We start from the raw sequence: 17,947 nt of genomic DNA, 5'->3' as shown, positions 1-17,947 counted from the left end.
AACAATAGATATTTAATGTTTGAGCAATTGATAACTGGAAAACAAACGCTGCCAGATGGGGCCAGGTTTTCCGTCTCCAACCTTGTCACCGTCAATACTGATAATCGGCTTTAATTCTTCATAAGAATTACTCACCCAAACCTCATCCGCTTGTTTTACCTCACTGACAGTGGGAAAAACTTGCCGGACTTCTATGCCCTGGTTTTCGGCAATATCGATAATGAGTTGACGGGTGACACCAGCTAAAATGTTATCTACAGGCGGAGTAAAAACAACTCCACCTTTCGCCATAAACAAATTGCTACTAGGGGCTTCTACCACATGCTCGCCTCTAATCAGTAACGCCTCACTATTGGCCACACCATCTTTCGCCAGTTGTAGATAGGACATCACGTTCCCCATCAAGCTAATGGATTTTATGGAGCAGCGCTGCCAGCGTAAGTCTTCTTGGAAGTAGGCATCACAACCTGGATAGGTAATGTCAAAAGGAGAGGTAAATGGCGTACTAAACATCAACACAGTGGGTTTAGCGTCGACCGGAAAGCGGTGTTTGCGCACAGCTTCAACGCCACGGGTTATTTGTACGTAGAGTATTTGTGTGGGTTCACCATCTGACAGCAAAGGTTGGGCAATATCCTTTAAATCTTGCACACTATAAGTAAGTGGAATGTCCACAGACTTTAGCCCTTCAAGCAAACGTTGCCAGTGCTGCTCACCGCCTAAAGCTTTGCCATTAAAAACAGGCACAAACTCATAAATCCCATCGCCGAATAAAAAGCCGCGATCCAAAGGGGAAATGGAAACTTGGCTCAAGGGTAGGTATTGGCCATTAAAATATGCTGCGCTATCGTTGTTATCCATTTTAATATTAGCCGTTTCATTATTAGCCATTTAGGAATCCGTCCACTAAGTTGTTCTTTTGCTTAAAATTTAAAAATATACTCTACTGTAAATTTTCCATATGTGTAGTTTTTTTAATATGACGATTATAAACAAGTAGATAGCACTGATGCTCAAAGCAGGTGTTTGTTGCTAGCAATAAGCAACCAATGGCTAACTGTATTTGCTTAGTTAAGGGATCCCACCTGCTTAGTTCGGGTTTCCCCAAAGATAAAACGGTTTACTTAGTATCCCATTTCGATTTGCACCTGAGTTCAGTAATAGCAAAAGCAATCGGTACGTTAGATTGCTTTGCAGGACTCCCGTATCTCCAACGAACAGGGGATCAAGATTTTGTGAGAAATATTGGTTTCTTTTGCAATATTATTGAGCAACAACTTTGAGGCTTCAACCCCTATGCTATAAGGCTCTTGTTTCACAACAGTAATAGGCACTTTAAAGAACTCAGCCATAGGCACTTCATCAAATCCAAGTAATGAAACATCATCTGGAACAGAAATATTGGCGCGATTTAGCCCTCTTAATAATTCTACAGTGATAGGTAAATGTTGAGTGAAAAATGCCGTGGGCGCGTGAGATTTAATAATGTCCTTTGGTGCTGTCTGAAAACCAGTTTCACGATCCCATCGCTGCACTAAATTATCGTCTAATGGAATATCATGTTTGCTCAGTGCGTCTGCATAACCTTGATATCTTTCTATTCTGGAATTCACATTTTTAAAGTCTTGAGTAACAAAACAAATACGCTTGTGACCTAAGTTAATTAGGTACTCAGTGGCGTCAAATGCAGCCTTTTTATAATCAGATAGAATAATATTTTGTTCACTACCATCATTTTCAATTTGAAAATGAACAATAGGCATACCTTTATTAATGTACTCTGAAATAAGTTGGGTGTTGTTGCCTGAAGAGGCAATAATAATTCCATCAACACGCAATTGATACAGCGCTTCTATTGATTTCGCTTCCGTTTCCGGGTCAAAATCAGTGTTATAAATCAATGCGTTATAAGAATTTGCTTTGCAATAATCATCTACCCCACGAATAACCCGACTGGAATAAAATCCGGTAATATCTCTGACCACGACCCCTATGGTTTTTGTCTTCGTCGCTTTTAGGTTTCTCGCAATGGGATTCGGCACGTAATCCAATTCAGCTACCGCGGCTCGAATTCGTTCTTGCGTTTCTTTTGACATATAGTCGAAGCGGCCATTCAGGAATTGAGAAGCTGTACTTTTTGATACACCAGCAAAACGGGCCACATCAATTAATTTCACTTTTGCCATCTAGGTATCACTGTTGTTTATTTTGTTAATAGAAAGTTGACATACTGCAATACTATGCTAAATTAATCAACTAAACCGGTTTAGTAACTTTATCTGCAAAGAGAGAATATCAGTTGAAAATTAAAGAAATCAAAGTATTTGTTTGTAGCCCCGGCAGAAATTTTGTCACGGTGAAAATCATTACTGATGCAGGCATACATGGCATCGGCGATGCTACCCTCAATGGTCGCGAAATGGCAGTGGTTAGCTATTTAGAAGAGCATGTGGCTCCCTGTTTGATTGGTCGCAACGCCCATGATATCGAAGACATTTGGCAATACCTGTATAAAGGTGTTTATTGGCGTAAAGGGCCAGTGAACATGGCAGCGGTGGCAGCTATAGATATGGCGCTGTGGGATATTAAGGGAAAGGCTGCGGGCTTGCCGGTTTATCAGTTATTAGGTGGCAAGAGCAGACAAGGGGTAACACTTTATGCCCACGCCAGTGGTGAAGACATTAAAGATACCCTAGATAAAACCGAAGAGTTGATTAATCAAGGTTTTAAAGCGGTTCGATTGCAATCTGCAGTGCCTGGCTTGAACGTCACTTACGGCGTATTGGGTGATAAAAAAGATTACTACGAATTACAAGGTAATCGTCCTTTCCCCCCTGAAGAAGCTTGGTCTACGCAAAAATATTTTAATATGATTGTCGACCTTTTTGCCCAAGCCCGAGAACGTTTTGGCAATGATGTTCATCTGCTCCACGATGTTCATAGCCGTTTAACACCAATTGAATCGGCAAGATTGGGTAAGTTACTAGAGCCCTACAATTTAATGTTCTTGGAAGATGCATCCATTGCTGAGAATCAAGACAGTTATAAAGTCATCAGACAGCACACCACTACGCCACTGGCGATTGGTGAAACCTACAATACTATTTGGGATTGTAAGGATTTAATTCAAAACCAGTTAATTGATTACCTTCGAGCTGCGGCTACCCATGCAGGTGGCATCACCGCGTTAAGACGCATGGCAGACTTTGCCAGTATTTATAACGTCAAAACGGCTCCCCATGGTGCCCCAGATTTATCGCCAGTGTGTTTTGCTGCTCATATGCATCTTAATATTTGGGCACCTAACTTTGGAATTCAAGAATTCGTCGGCTTAGGTAACGAGCAATTAAAACAAATTTTTAAACATCAAATTAAAGTAGAACAAGGTATGGCGTACGTTAGTGATGCACCGGGTTTAGGGATTGAGTTTGATGAAGAAGAAGCGAGTAAATATCCCTATAAGCGTTCTTATCTTCCCGTTAGTCGACTAGAAGATGGAACCGTTTGGAACTGGTAATCCAGTTCTACTTTTTTGAATTTAAACTTTGTTAGGTTGGAGAAACAACATGAGCAAAAAGATAAGCGTATTAGTATTCGGCACCGGTTTTGCGGGCCAAGGGCATGCAGAAGCATTTAGAGATATGGGTGCCGAAGTCGTTGGAATTGTTGGTAGAACACAAAGTGTCGTTGAGCAAGTAGCCAAAGACATGAACATTCCTTATGCGGGCACAGATTGGCAAAAAGCCTTACAAGATTGTCAACCCGATGTGGTGTCCATTGCCACCCCAGGAGGCGCGCATGTTGAAGCCATAACCGCTGCTATCGAAAATGGCTGCCACGTATTCTGTGATAAACCGTTAACTGAAAGTGGTGAAACCTCTAAACAACTATACGACTTAGCCGTTGCCAAAAATGTTAAAACTGCCTTTGCGGCAAGCTTTCGCTATATGCCTGATGTGATCCACGCCAAACGTCTAGTTGAAGCTGGCACTATCGGTGAGCCTTTGGAAGTAGAATGTATATCCCACTTCAATTTAGAACGAGATATTCCCTTCGGTTGGTCACACCGCAAAGAACATGGTGGCGGCCGATTAAACAACAACTTCACCCATAAACTTTCTATTGTGACCTCTATCGTCGGTGAAAAAATCCTTTCGATTATGGGCGAAGTCCGGGACGATTTAGGTAAAGCGCCTATCGTTGAAGGTGTACATAACTTCAAAAAACGTCGTGATTTCATCCCCAGCGATTTAAATGACCCAGAGCTCAAGTGGGGCGAATCCAATGTGGAATGGACTTATACCGTGTTGGCGCAAATCGAAAGTGACATGGCTAAAAATCCAGTATCCGTATTATTTAAACATGGTGGATTACACCCACGTTTCAACGAAGATCATGTTGTTATCTATGGCAGTGAAGGGGCTATCTATATTAAAGGTCACTATGCAAGCGGTCCCTTGTACGTCCATGACAAAGCCAATGGGTGGCAAGAGCTTGCGTTACCAGAAGACATTGCTAATAACGTACCTGATGCTGAAGGCGACACTGAGAAAAATTGGCGTTACCTCATCAGAGAATTGTTAAGCGACATTAAAGGTGAAGAGGTTGCCCCTTACCAAACATTCAAAGAAGGCAGCCAATATCAGCAACTAATCGATTTAATCCGTAAAAATGACAATTGGGTTGACGTTAGTCATCTGCAATAAAAGGCTTACTCATGTTATATGAATATATCGTTATTGCCGGATATTTTACCTTAGTCATCGGAATTGGCTTTGCGTTTAAAAAAATGGCGGCCAACTCCACCAGTGATTATTTTCGCGGCGGCGGTCGTATGCTCTGGTGGATGGTAGGTTCAACTGCGTTTATGGCGCAGTTCTCTGCTTGGACATTTACTGGTGGAGCTGGAAAAGCCTTCACTGATGGCTTTTCCATCAGCTTAGTATTTTTTGCTAATACCTTTGCATATTTTTGCGGCTGGGCGTTTTTTGCAGCGCGCTTTCGTCAAATGCGCGTTGACACCCCTACCGAAGGAATTAAGCGACGTTTTGGCCATCAAAACGAACAGTTTTTCTCTTGGGCATTGATTGCTTTTAGCTTTATCAATGCTGGCGTTTGGCTCAATGCGCTAGGCGTGTTCACCAGCGTGGTGTTTGACGCTGATGTGAGCACCACCATTATCGCCACCGGCCTAACGGTATTATTCGTATCGGTATTATCCGGTGCATGGGGAGTCGTTGCCTCTGACTTTGTACAAACCCTAGTGGTCGCCGTTATTTCTGTTGCCTGCGCCATTATTGCCCTAATTAACGTGGGCGGTCCCACAGCGATGATAGAGAACTTCCCGGTAGACTTTGTGATGGGTCCAGATATGAACTACGGCTTAATTTTAGTGGCCACCTTCGTATTTTTCCTCGCCAAACAAATGATCACCATCATGAACATGCATGATTCATTTCGCTTTTTGAATGCGAAAGATTCTGACAATGCCCGTAAAGCGGCACTGCTGGCCATGGTACTGATGGGCGTAGGCAGTATTATTTGGTTTATACCACCTTGGGCGTCTGCCACCTTATACCCAGATGCAGCTGCTGCTTACCCTGAATTAGGTAACAAAGCCGCTGATGCCGTGTATTTAGTGTTTACCCGCAATGCTATGCCGGTGGGTACAGTTGGACTCTTGTTAGCCGGTTTGTTTGCCGCCACTATGTCTTCCATGGACTCTGCCTTGAATAAAAATTCGGGCATATTTGTGCGCAGTATATATCAGCCCTTTTTGACCAAAAGAAACAAAGATGTCAGCGATAAGCACATGCTTACTATCAGTCAAATTGTCAGCTTTATCAGTGGTATTTTGGTAATCGCCGTGGCCTTATTCTTCAAATCCTTAAAAGAGCTTAGCTTGTTTGATTTGATGATGAATGTGTCAACTATGATCCAAGTTCCCTTGCTGATACCACTTATTTTTGGTTTGTTTATCAAAAAGACACCTCAGTGGGCCCCGTGGGCAACAGTAGTAGTGGGTTTGTTCGTGTCATGGTTTGCAGCAAATATCTTCACACCACAAGTGTTGGCTGATTTGATTGGCATGGAACAAGAGTTTACCCGTCGTGAGTCTATCGACATTAATTTGATGATCACTATCGGCGGACATCTACTTATCACTGCTAGCTTCTTCTGTTTATCCAGTCTGTTTTATTCAGAGAAAAAGGATCAACACATCAGTGAAAGAGAATTGTTTTTTGAAGATCTTGAAACGCCCTTTATTGCTGATTTTGAACAAGACGAATTTGACCGTCAACAGCGCAGCAAGCTCGGTTCCATGGTGATGTATATGGGAATTGGGGTCTTTGCAATGATGTTGATTCCGAATCCAATGTGGGGACGTTTGGTGTTTGTCTGTTGTGCACTAACCATTCTTACTGTCGGATTTTTATTGAAAAGAAGCGCTAGTTCTAAAAAAGTAGTAAGCACCGCATAAGCGGTGCTATTGCTTCTATTTTAACGAATTATTACACGAGTAAACCCTATGTTTTCAAAATTAAAATTTGTTTTTATTGCTAGTGGTCTTCTGCTACTCGCCGCTTGCAAACCAGCTATTGAAGAAAAGCATGAAGAAAAATCAGTCACCTTAAGCCATGGTGTGGATGAGTCTGCAGGCGGACTAGAAGCCTATATAGTCAAAATTGAAAACGCTACTTTTTATCTGGAAAAACAAGGTGGTGGCCTATCCAGTATGCTTGATAAAGATGGTGTAGATTGGATTGGCTTCCATGATGAAAAAGGTTCAGGCTGGAAAGGCGAGTATCGTGGTTTTCCAAATGCAATACACAAACAAGACGGAAATTATTTCCATGCGTTAAACGCGGGAACCGAGCTGTCGACTTCAAGCATTGATATTGAATCAAATGAACACGTTAGAATTACCTTTACTTCAGGTAATGGTAAATGGCAGGGACAATGGGACTTCTATCCAGATCGCTGCGATTTCACTATGTCACAAGTCAGTGAAGGCTATAAATATTGGGTGCAATATGAAGGCGTACCCGGTGGAGAGATGGATGAAGCAGATTTCTGGTATGCCTCTGTCGATGATCAACAACATCCCATAAATGAAGCTTTTATTGGTGATCTTCCCGCTCCTGAATGGTTTGCTTTTGGGGATGTAAAAACATCGAGAATGATCTATTTATTACATCACCAAGATGATGCACATCCGGATGATTACGTCAGCCGACCTTATATGACAGTGCTAGGATTTGGTCGACATGAAAAAGATAAATTCCTATCCACACCATCAACATTTTCCATTGGGTTTATCGAGTCATCAACATATGACAAGGTGGAATCCGAAGTTAAAGCCATACTTCAGTAATTTCATAAAAACGCTATCGTATATGACTTATCGAGCAAGTTGATTATCCCCTGTCATTCCTCTAGGATGGTTAAAAAACAACCAAAAAGGAATGCAGGGATGTCGACAAAACAATTTTTAATAATAGGATTACTTGTAATACTAGTGGGTGGTTGCGCCGGCCACACCCAAATCAATGTGCAATCCGTTGCACCAGCACCAGTCTCATCAAATGTTGAACAACAATTTAAACAGCTAATGGAAGATGACTGGCAATACACCATGGAGACGTCCCCAGACTTTGCCAGCTATCTGGGTTTGGGGAATGATGAGCTTAACAGTCGCTGGCGAGATATGAGCCTAGAAGCTCTCCATCAGACTAACCTGCATTACCAAGATACCTTAAAACAAATCAACGCTATTGATCCGAATCAGCTGTCGGCACGGGACAAAACCAATTATCAGCTGTTTAAATGGCAGCTGGAAATGTCCATTGAAGATCACAAATATAAGTCATATCTTATGCCGATAGACCAAAATCAAGGGGTGCAAACCTTGGACGACATGGCCAACTTCGTGTCGCTAAGTTCGGTCAAAGACTATGAAAATTGGCTAACAAGACTGGAAAAAATCCCCAAGCTACTAGAACAAAATCAAACCTTGATGGAAACCGGTATTTCCCAGGGCATAATGCCCTCCCGCGATACTATGCTACGTATCCCTGCGCAAATTCAAAAGCAGCTTGTAGAACAGCCGGAACAGAGTCTTTTTTATAAGCCATTTGCCAATATCAATGACAGCATAGCCGAAAACGAAAAAGCACGACTGCAACAACAAGCCAAGAGCATTATTACTGATCAAATCGTGCCTGCTTATGGGGCATTTTATGAATTTTTTGTTGAACAATATTTACCAGCCACCCGTGCGAGCCACGGCCTATGGGATACCCCCAACGGAAAGGCTTCTTACGAACAAAAAGTACGTTATTTTACCACCACAGAGCTCACCCCAGATGAAATCCATCAGATAGGCTTAGATGAAGTTGCCCGTAACCGTGCTGAGATGGACAAGGTGATGGAAGAAACCGGTTTTGACGGCACTTTTGATGAGTTTGTTAACTTTTTACGTACAGATCCACAATTTTATTATGAAACGCCTGAGGAACTGTTTGAGGCTTACCTTGCAATTAGCAAACGTATAGACCCAGAGATAGTCAAATTATTTGGTAAACTTCCTCGCATGCCCTATGGCTTAAAAGCTATCCCTGATGCGGTTGCCCCTGATTCGACTACTGCATATTACAACCCGCCCGCCGCAGATGGTTCCCGTGCAGGTTATTATTATGTGAACTTATATCAACCAGAAACCCGTCCTAAATATGAAATGGAAGTATTGAGCGTACACGAAGCTGTACCAGGACACCATTTGCAATTGGCGTTACAAATGGAAATGGATGAAATGCCAGCATTCCGCCGCTTTCTAAACTTCACGGTGTTTGTGGAAGGATGGGGCCTTTACAGCGAACGCCTAGGCTATGATTTAGGTTTGTATAAAGACCCCTACTCCCGGTTTGGTCAACTAACCTATGACATGTGGCGCTCCATTCGTTTAGTGGTAGACACTGGGATACATTACAAAGGTTGGACACGACAACAAGCCATCGATTATTTCAAAGCCAATGCCGCTAAAAGTGAAGCAGATATTAACAACGAGATTGACCGCTACATTTCCTGGCCAGGTCAAGCCCTTGCTTATAAAATTGGCCAATTAAAAATGCTTGAATTACGCCAGCGGGCTACAAAAGAATTAGGCGATAAGTTTGATATCAAAGCCTTTCACGATACTTTGTTAGGCAGCGGTTCCATACCTTTATCGGTATTAGAGGCGAATATCGACAATTGGATAGAGTCGGTAAAATCTGCTAAATAGTCTGAAATATTGATTAACTGCTACAAACATCTTGAAAAATGGAAATATCAATAACGATTAAAATCCCGTTGTTGATATTTCTAAAATCACGAATTGCAATTTAAGTCAGTAGACCATCAGCGACTTTAAAATTTATCACTTTGATTGAATTAGCTTCTGAATGCCAAGCAATTTGGCTAAGGATTTTTTAACCTAAAAATTCACTCTCTACGTCCTAATGCCTTAAGAAATCGACAGCGTTTCATCATCTATTTGAATAAACAAATTTTTATATTCCCTGTATACAAGTGCTTCACGCCTGATTTTCAACGCCTTTGTTTACTATCAATTGCCGCTATTTTCACCATCAATTAACTTTTAGAAACTAACTTCTAAGCATTTTACGTCATTGAGACAATCAATAAATGAATATTGACATTTTGTGACCATATGTTAATTTAATTAAATAAACCGGTTTAGTAAACCGGTTTTTCTTTACCTATATACAATCAGATTGATAACCTATTACGAGGCCGAAATGGGTATAACTAACGAATATAAAGTGCTCACTAAGCTTCCAAACAACAAACTGGTTGGCTCCGTCATTGAAACAATTTATTTACAAAATGCTAAGTCATAGACAGTAAATTTGACACTACCAAGTTAATGGAGACCTCATGGAAACTAAGCTTAATAAAATCAGTGCAGCACTTAAGAGTCGTAGAACAAATTCAGTAGTTTACAGCGCAGCCATACTCGCGATGCTATCGGCACCTACAATTAGTGCACAGGAACAGCAAACCGACGACGAACTTGAAGTGATACAAGTTAGTGGAATACGCAGTGCATTAACTAGTGCACTACTGGAGAAGCGTGAATCAAACAACCTAGTTGAAGTTATTGAAGCGGTAGATATTGGTAAATTACCCGATCAAAACCTTGCTGAAGTGCTTGAAAATATTACAGGAATACAAATTACACGCTCTGCAGGTGTGGGTACCGGTGTACAAATCCGAGGAACCAACGCTAATCGCACCGAAATAAATGGTGTCTCTACTGTAGGTTCAGGCGCAGGTCGGACTGGTATTAACTTTGAAGATGTTTCAGCTTCAATAATTGCTGGCGTGGAGGTGACTAAAGCCCCTGATGCTAAAACAATTGAAGGTTCAGTGGGTGGTACTATCAATCTGCGCACCATTCGTCCATTGCAACTCAATGAAACCTTGGCTTCAGTTAGAATTCAAGGTGAATCAAGCAGCCTTTCCACCGATGGTGTCAAACCAAGGGTATCGGGGACTTATGGTGATAATTGGGAAACCGATGCAGGTGAATTCGGTATTGTGATTAGTGGTAGTTATGCGGAACAAGACGTCACCGCTTTTCGTCCTCGTGTTGATCGAGACAACGTGGTGACTTCAGATGGTGGTACCGTCAATGCTCAAGAATTTGATTTTTTAGGAATTCAGTTCCTTAACCAAGATTACGATAACCACGAATATGAAACGGTAAATTTGGCAGGGTCATTTGAATGGGCTCCCAATTCTGACTTGAAGTTTTATTTCGATGCCATTATCAACGACCAGGAGCGTTATTCAGAAAGTGTATCTGTGCAAGCTTCGGGGGTCAGCGATTTAATCGGTATCTCAGTGCCCAGTGAATTTGAAACCGTTAACTTTGGTAGCTTGGACGGCCAAGATCTGGGCAGCATCCAAGCTGCTCTAAAAGGCGTTATTCCCGTTGAAGATGGCGGTGCCGATCCAAACTTACGTTTTGCAGGTGATACCATATCACGGGTAACCAAAAGTGAAATATTTAGACTTGGCGGGGAATGGCAAGGTGAAAACTTAAAAGTCACTTTAGAACTAGCGTCTTCGAATTCTGAAACCACCAACCCAAGAATTAACACCACACTTAACTTCATCAATCCCAACGCGGCAATTAACTCTTCAAATGAGAATGGTACTCCGTTCATTTATGATTTAACGGGTGGCTCTTTAGCCTTTGGCATCGCATTTGACGAAGCAAACGCTCCTAGTGCTGCAGACATGATGAACCCTGCTAACTATATGCTGCGCTCTGTAGACACAGCCCGTGACTTGACTGAAAACACAGAGGATGCGTTTCGTGCTGACTTTGTTTACGACTTAGATTGGTCCATATTAACCACCCTTGATTTTGGCTACCGTCACAGTAAAGCAACGAGTATGACAGACCAAGTTAGAGCCAATGTAAACCTTAGGGATTACGCCGACAGCCCAACTGGCGATCTTTTCGCGGAAATACTCACTCCAGGTCCAGATAACTTTGGTGATGCAGATGGCAGAGAGTTATTCGTAAAAGACTTTCTAATGGTCAATCCAGAAATGATAACCGCTGACCAAGATAACGTCTTGCGGATACTCAACGATGCCGTAACGACCCATGGAGGTTCAATTCCTGTAACAGCGCCAACCTCAGAGGTGAATGCTTTTTTTGATATCGAAGAAACCACTGATGCCCTTTACTTGCAAGCAAACTTTTCGACCGACTATATTCGCGGTAATTTTGGTGTTCGATATTTAGAAACCGAGGTGTCATCTACTGGTAATTCTATTACCACAGATGCCAATGGAGACCCTACAGTTTCACAGGTTACAACAGTGGGCGATTATGACTTCTTACTCCCTAGGGTCAATATAGTTGCTGATGTAACAGACGACCTGGTTTTACGTGCCGGCTGGGGCAAAGATATACGTCGCCCTGACTTTGACGACCTATCTACCTCAGTAACCTATTCAACCAGCCCCAATCCAGCGGTATCAGTAGGTAATCCAGGCTTAGTGCCAGAAGAGGTCACCTCATTTGATATCTCCGCTGAATGGTATTTTACAGAGGCAAGCGTAGTAAGCATAGGCTACTTCCATAAAACACGTAAAGACTTACATGTTAGTCAACAAAACGACCCTTATGAAGATCCAGAGACGGGTTTCCGAGACATCACTGGTCCTGACTGTGAGCAAGGCGGTATTTGGAACCCTATTGCTGACATAAATGTGTTCGGCCCTGTTGGTGTAGGGGTTTGTGTACCTTGGTCAACGACTATTAATGATACTGGTGAAACCACCCAAAAAGGGGTTGAAATGGCAGTTCAATACGATCTATCAAGTTTTGAAGATGAACTAGGTTGGGCATCGGGTTTTGGTGTTCTAGCCAACTATACAATTCAAAAATTTGAAGGTGGTGAAGCTGTTGATAATGCAACTAGCCGGGCTAACGCAATTTTTGCTGCGTCAACGGGAATTGATGATATTGATGTTTCAGCCAAACAATCACTAATTGATTTATCTGAAAATGCTTACAACTTTACTTTGTACTATGAAAAATATGGTCTTTCAGCGCGGATGCGTTATACATGGCGCGAAGCCTACCGTTCTACTGATTTTGGCAGTACTTCGAGTTTTCCATGGGGCTTCCCAGTAGTTCAAGAAGACAGAGGCCAACTTAATGCCAGCGTGAGTTACGACGTAAATGATCAATTAAATATAGGTATTGAAGCCGTAAACTTAACGGAATCAGAAGTTGAACAATCTTGTGTTACTGAAGGTTCCTTATTGTGTTTCCAAGGTTTAACAGACCGTCGTATTACATTTGGAGCGAGTTATCACTGGTAAGCACAGTGCTACTCTCCCCCAATAAAAAGTAGTCATAACATTTAAGTATATTAGCTGAATTACATTGGACACATCGTCGTTTAGAAATACGACAGTGTGTCCTCAATTCTTTGGCAATGTCCTTGACCCCAATAAATTTAAATACTTCGAATACAGCACAGGCGGAGATCATAGAATATGAAAATGAGTCGAATTTTATTAACTACTTTGATGTTGTTAGCAACTTTTGCAGTTAAGTCACAAACAACTTATACCCTCACTGATACAGATGTGATTGTAGTAAATGGAATAATTATTTCCTCTACCCTAACGGACGTAAAAGGAAATAACTATCATGCTAATATTATTATTCCTAGGGAGCTTGATGGGCAAACGATAAAAGGTATTGGTGATAGAGTCTTTCAAGGGAATGGCTTAACCAGTGTAGACTTGCCCCCTGGGCTAAAATCCATTGGCGAATTCGCTTTTCAGAATAATCGCATTAAAAAAATAGACCTACCCACGCAGCTCACATCAATTGGGGAGGCAGCCTTTGAGTTCAACAATATAACTAATGTGGATTTGCCCAAAGGGCTGACGACTATCGAGCAAAGCGTATTCGCCACCAATAGTATACTAAGCGTGACATGGCCTGCTAGCCTCACCGCCATTAAAGGTAGTGCATTTCGAGATAACAGTCTTATTGTTGTCGATTTACCCGAAAGTGTGACTTCCATAGGCGACTTTGCTTTTCAAAACAACCGCATAATTGAGCTAAATTTACCCGCAGGGTTAACCACCATTGAAGAGAGCGCATTTAACGTTAACTTCCTAATCAGTGTAGACCTACCCTCAGGGATTACTTCTATAGAAGATAGTGCGTTTCGAGACAACCGCCTAACCCATGTAGATCTACCTGTAGGTCTAAAAACCATTGGCCACAAAGCTTTTCTGGCTAACCGACTAAGCCATGTGGATTTACCTGATGGACTAACCTTTATTGGCGAAGACGTATTTAAAATTAATAGTGAGTTTACCAGTTTCGTTTTGCCCAAGGGTTCTACAGTAGGTAAATCAGTAAAATGGCAGGCTAGCGATGGCACTATGCTAAAGGCTGGAGATGTTGTTTTACCTGCCAACTTTGCGAAAAGCTATTCTGCGGTTATTCCCTATTAGCCTCTGAAAAAAACAAGGTGGCAGAGCAATTGAAATAAATTCAATGGCTCTGCCCTTAAGTTTTATAACACAACAGATTTACGACCTCTTTGATCTTTATCTCTGACCTTACACCTTCTAAAACAACCACTCGCCAAATAAAAACCATCTAATACCTACCGAAAATGCTCCAAACATTAACCTAAACATCTTCTCAGTTCATAGTAAACACAGCGTCAGATACGTTGGAATCATGGAGAGTCACTGAGTAGCTCAGTTAATAAATTCAAAGCTACTTCCCTGCCCGTTTTATATCCTCGTAGACTTACTGTTCCCTATGATCTGTATCTCTACCTGCAAACCTCATAAATCCAAGGGTTTCTCGAATTTAAATGCCATCTGACGTCTACCAAAAATACTCTAAGGTTTAAGCTCAATAGCTTCTCAACCCAAAGAAACAATAGCCCACCTATTATTAAAACCTTTTAAAATCAGTAGGTAGAGCAATTGGGATTAATGTAATGGCCAGGCACTTGCGGATATAAAACCTAAGCGGGATTGCTAAGGCTAGAAACTAAAAAAGCAAGCCATCTGGCTTGCTTTTATCGTCTTATATTAATCTAACGATTGCCGTTTGTTAACGGCAACCTAAATTAGATTTTACTTACCTTAGAAGCGGTAGCTAGCTCCAAGGGTAATTCTGCGGTCTGTTAAACCTTGGTAACAAAGCAACGCGCCTTCGTTGATACAAGATTGTTCAACTTCTGATTCCGTTAAGTTCACGGCTTCAATACCTACGTTGAATTGCTCAGTAACATCGTAATTTACGCTAGCGTTAAGCTGGCCTCTGTCTTCTTGAACCACTGGGAAGCCCCAAGGCAAGCTAGAGGTACTACCGAAGTCAGTTGAACGGTAGCCTTCACGCCATGTGTAACGCATACGAGCAGACAAACCATACTTTTCATAGTACAAGGTAAAGTTATAAGAGTTTTCAGACAAATCAAGTAGTCCTTGGACTGCTGACACATCAATATCTTCAACACCAGTAGATAGAGCAAACACTGCATTTGCACGACTTGTAGCAGAATCTTCAGCTTCACCGCCTGAGAATTCTTGAATGGTGTAGTTGAAAATCACACCAAAGCCAGAAGCCCAACCTAGGTCGTCTTCAAAGCTCGCTAAATCGTACTGAACAGCAAACTCAATACCTTTCTGAGTCGTTTCACCACTATCATTGATTTTCTGTGACGTAGGTACACAAACACCTGTACCTATTGGACCGAATACGTTGATATCAGCAATAGGGTTGAAGATACCACCTTGTTCACAAGGGTCGGTAATATCACGGAAACCAGTTACTGGATCTTCATACGGGTCTTCTTGTTGAGTTACGTGCAAGTCAGAACGTTTCTTATGGAAAATACCAAGACTAACCATACTTGCTTCAGCAAAATACCATTCTGCAGATAGGTCAAATGAAGTTACTTCTTCTGGAACCAATCCTGGGTTACCTAACTGTACAGCTGGGTTTGGACTGGTAGAGAAAGTGTAAGATGTAGAAAGGTCATCGAAATCAGGACGTCTAATATCCTTACCCCAACCCATACGTACAACAACATCGTCGTGAACATCAGCTACTACGTTAATACGTGGTAACACGAAGTCATAGTCGCTTTCTGTTGTTACAGCAGTAACCACATCGTTAGTTACAGAGTTACCTCTAGAAGTCACATCAGTTTTTAAATAACGTAAACCGAAGTTACCGCGGAACATTTCGTAAGAGAAATTACCCTGAGCATATAAAGCAGTTGTCTTTTCTTCAATATCGAAGTAGGCAGCTGAACTTGAAGTAGGCGAGCTAATTGGGCCACGAGTTGAACCGGTAATAGCATTGTTAGCTAAAATTGCATCATTTAAGATATCCAAAACACCGTCTGGGTCTGAAGCAACTCTTTCTGCATCGATAAGTAAGAAATCACGAACATATAATTCTCTACCATCGGCATCATTGAAGTTAGTTGGTCCTGGTACTAACAACTCTGCGAATAAGTCACCAGTAGGGCTATCAGCAAATTCTCTTAAACCAACACTAGTGGTAATTTCATCACGAAGACTGTTTACTTTACTGTAACGGAAACCAACATCAACTGAAGTCACGACACCGTCTAAGTAGTAAGTGAAATCTGTACGGAATGCATCTTCACTGTTTTCAGCAACATTGTTACCAATAGCCACGTCACGTAAAACAACGTTAGCTGGGTCTAGTAATTGCTCTGAAGTAGGGCCATTTGCTTCACCAGTTGCAACACCAAACGTTAGGGCACCACCGGTTAGATCATAAATAAATGGCGTACCATTTTCGTTCGAATCATATAAATCTTCATTGCCGTTTTCTTCATTAGCAAAGTGGTTTGCTAAAAGCGCTTCCGCATCTAATGGAGAGTTAGGGTTAATGAAGTTCAACGTAGTGTTGAAACTAGGTGTAGTAGTATCTGAACTTGAAGAAGATAGCTCGGCACTTACTTTGAAGTTATCACCGGTCCACTCACCGCCAAGTCTATAGATTTCGCTCTTGGTTAAACGAGAGTTAGTATCACCAGAAAAACGTAGGTTACCGTCAGAACCATCTCCGTCAATTGGAATAACACCTGCAACAGCAGCTTGGATACTACCTAGGTCTTGTCCACCTAATGAACCAAAGTTAACAGTTTCAAATTCACTTGGTGCTGCAATGTCTTTAAGACCACTAATACCTGATGCTTGAATTCTTGAGCTTTCTTGTCTACGTTCTTGATCGTTAACGATCGCATCGAAGAATAATTTTAATTCTTCTCTAGGCGCCCATTCAAAAGAGGCTGCGATGTTAGTCGATTCATATTCATAGTTATCGTAATCTTGTACAAAGAATTGAATTGGTAGGTAGTCAAATTCTTGAGCACTTGCTACACCGCTATCAGCTGCAACAGAGTTATCTCTGTCGGTACGAGGACGGAAAGCTGTAACATCTTGCTCAGCGTAGTTAATACTTATTACCGCACCAAATTCGCCATTATCTGTATCCCAGTTATCACCAAAAGTACCTGATAGACGAGGAGTAAAAGTACTGTCTGTTGATAAGCTACTATTCTCACCTTGAACACGAAGAGAAATTAGTGTGTCATTTAATTGCAGTGGACGTATTGTTTTAAGGTTTACAGTACCACCCACAGATCCTTCGATTGTTTTAGCTTCAGGAGACTTAGTCACCTCGACGCCCGCTATAATTCCAGCTGAGACATCTTCAAAACTAATACCGCTACGGCCAGCACCAGAACCTACAGTTGATACACCGTTGATTTCTGTACGGTTAGAGTTTGTACCACGGATTTGAACACCAGTACCAACACCTGCGGTCCTAGTAATCTGGATTCCGGTAACATTCTCTAAAACTTCCGCTAAGTTTTGGTCGGGTAGTTTACCAATATCTACCGCCTCAATAACTTCAACGAGATTATTTGATTCGCGTTTTTCTGCTAGAGCACTAGTAAGTGAGCTACGGATACCAGTTACTTGAATAACTTCGTAGTCGTCTTCTGCACTTGCTTGAGCTTCTTGTGCAAGAGCAGATGCGGACATATTTAGCGCGGTTGCTGAAAGCATCGCCAAAGTAATTTTCGATAATCTGTGTTGCATATGTTGTTCCTGTGAGTGTTATGTGTGTTTTAAGCTTATTCTTAGAGATTGAGCGCTTTCTAAAGGAATATAGTTTAGATAAAAATATAAACAAATTTATTCTTTACAAGAAACCTGCTCAAACTTACAAATAATTTACGTAATACTTACAAGTAATTCCGTAAAGGTCAACCTTTTGGTAATAAATATTTTAACAATTAATTAATACTTTGGTCTAACCAAAGAGCAC

10 protein-coding genes are annotated in these 17,947 nt (G+C 41.6%); 7 read left to right on the top strand and 3 right to left on the bottom strand.

What is annotated here, in order from left to right; all coding sequences use genetic code 11:
- Positions 1 to 12: 12 nt before the first annotated feature.
- Complete coding sequence (locus ABJV04_RS11190) at positions 13 to 891, bottom strand: aminotransferase class IV (RefSeq protein ID WP_348491600.1); 879 nt, start codon at positions 889 to 891, stop codon at positions 13 to 15.
- Between the two features lie 290 nt (positions 892 to 1,181).
- Positions 1,182 to 2,186 carry a LacI family DNA-binding transcriptional regulator gene (locus tag ABJV04_RS11185; RefSeq protein ID WP_348491599.1) on the bottom strand — a complete coding sequence of 335 codons (1,005 nt, stop codon included), beginning with the start codon at positions 2,184 to 2,186 and terminating at the stop codon, positions 1,182 to 1,184.
- Between the two features lie 113 nt (positions 2,187 to 2,299).
- Here ABJV04_RS11185 and manD point away from each other — a divergent pair, with 113 nt between their 5' ends.
- The 7 genes from manD to ABJV04_RS11150 all read left to right on the top strand — a co-directional run bounded on the left by manD (position 2,300) and on the right by ABJV04_RS11150 (position 14,067).
- Positions 2,300 to 3,517: a D-mannonate dehydratase ManD gene (gene manD, locus ABJV04_RS11180; protein WP_348491598.1), complete on the top strand. Its 1,218-nt coding sequence runs from the start codon at positions 2,300 to 2,302 to the stop codon at positions 3,515 to 3,517.
- Positions 3,518 to 3,566: 49 nt separating this feature from the next.
- Complete coding sequence (locus tag ABJV04_RS11175; RefSeq protein WP_348491597.1) at positions 3,567 to 4,706, top strand: Gfo/Idh/MocA family oxidoreductase; 1,140 nt, start codon at positions 3,567 to 3,569, stop codon at positions 4,704 to 4,706.
- An 11-nt stretch (positions 4,707 to 4,717) separates the two neighbouring features.
- Positions 4,718 to 6,481 (top strand): transporter, encoded by a 1,764-nt coding sequence (locus tag ABJV04_RS11170; RefSeq protein WP_348491596.1) that lies wholly within the window; start codon positions 4,718 to 4,720, stop codon positions 6,479 to 6,481.
- Between the two features lie 48 nt (positions 6,482 to 6,529).
- Positions 6,530 to 7,375: a hypothetical protein gene (locus ABJV04_RS11165; protein WP_348491595.1), complete on the top strand. Its 846-nt coding sequence runs from the start codon at positions 6,530 to 6,532 to the stop codon at positions 7,373 to 7,375.
- Between the two features lie 99 nt (positions 7,376 to 7,474).
- Entirely contained in the window at positions 7,475 to 9,283 is a 1,809-nt protein-coding gene (locus ABJV04_RS11160; RefSeq protein ID WP_348491594.1) for a DUF885 domain-containing protein, read from the top strand.
- A 656-nt stretch (positions 9,284 to 9,939) separates the two neighbouring features.
- Complete coding sequence (locus ABJV04_RS11155; protein WP_348491593.1) at positions 9,940 to 12,912, top strand: TonB-dependent receptor; 2,973 nt, start codon at positions 9,940 to 9,942, stop codon at positions 12,910 to 12,912.
- Between the two features lie 177 nt (positions 12,913 to 13,089).
- Complete coding sequence (locus ABJV04_RS11150; RefSeq protein WP_348491592.1) at positions 13,090 to 14,067, top strand: leucine-rich repeat domain-containing protein; 978 nt, start codon at positions 13,090 to 13,092, stop codon at positions 14,065 to 14,067.
- A 648-nt stretch (positions 14,068 to 14,715) separates the two neighbouring features.
- Here the strand turns inward: ABJV04_RS11150 and ABJV04_RS11145 are convergent.
- A complete protein-coding gene (locus tag ABJV04_RS11145) occupies positions 14,716 to 17,718 on the bottom strand; it encodes a TonB-dependent receptor (protein ID WP_348491591.1) in 3,003 nt (1,000 codons plus the stop codon).
- Between the last annotated feature and the right edge of the window lie 229 nt (positions 17,719 to 17,947).

Source organism: Aliiglaciecola sp. (assembly GCF_039982535.1).
In the GTDB taxonomy this organism is placed as follows: domain Bacteria; phylum Pseudomonadota; class Gammaproteobacteria; order Enterobacterales; family Alteromonadaceae; genus Aliiglaciecola.
The sequence above is the reverse complement of the archived record's forward strand: the minus strand, read 5'-3'. Positions and strand labels throughout refer to the sequence as shown.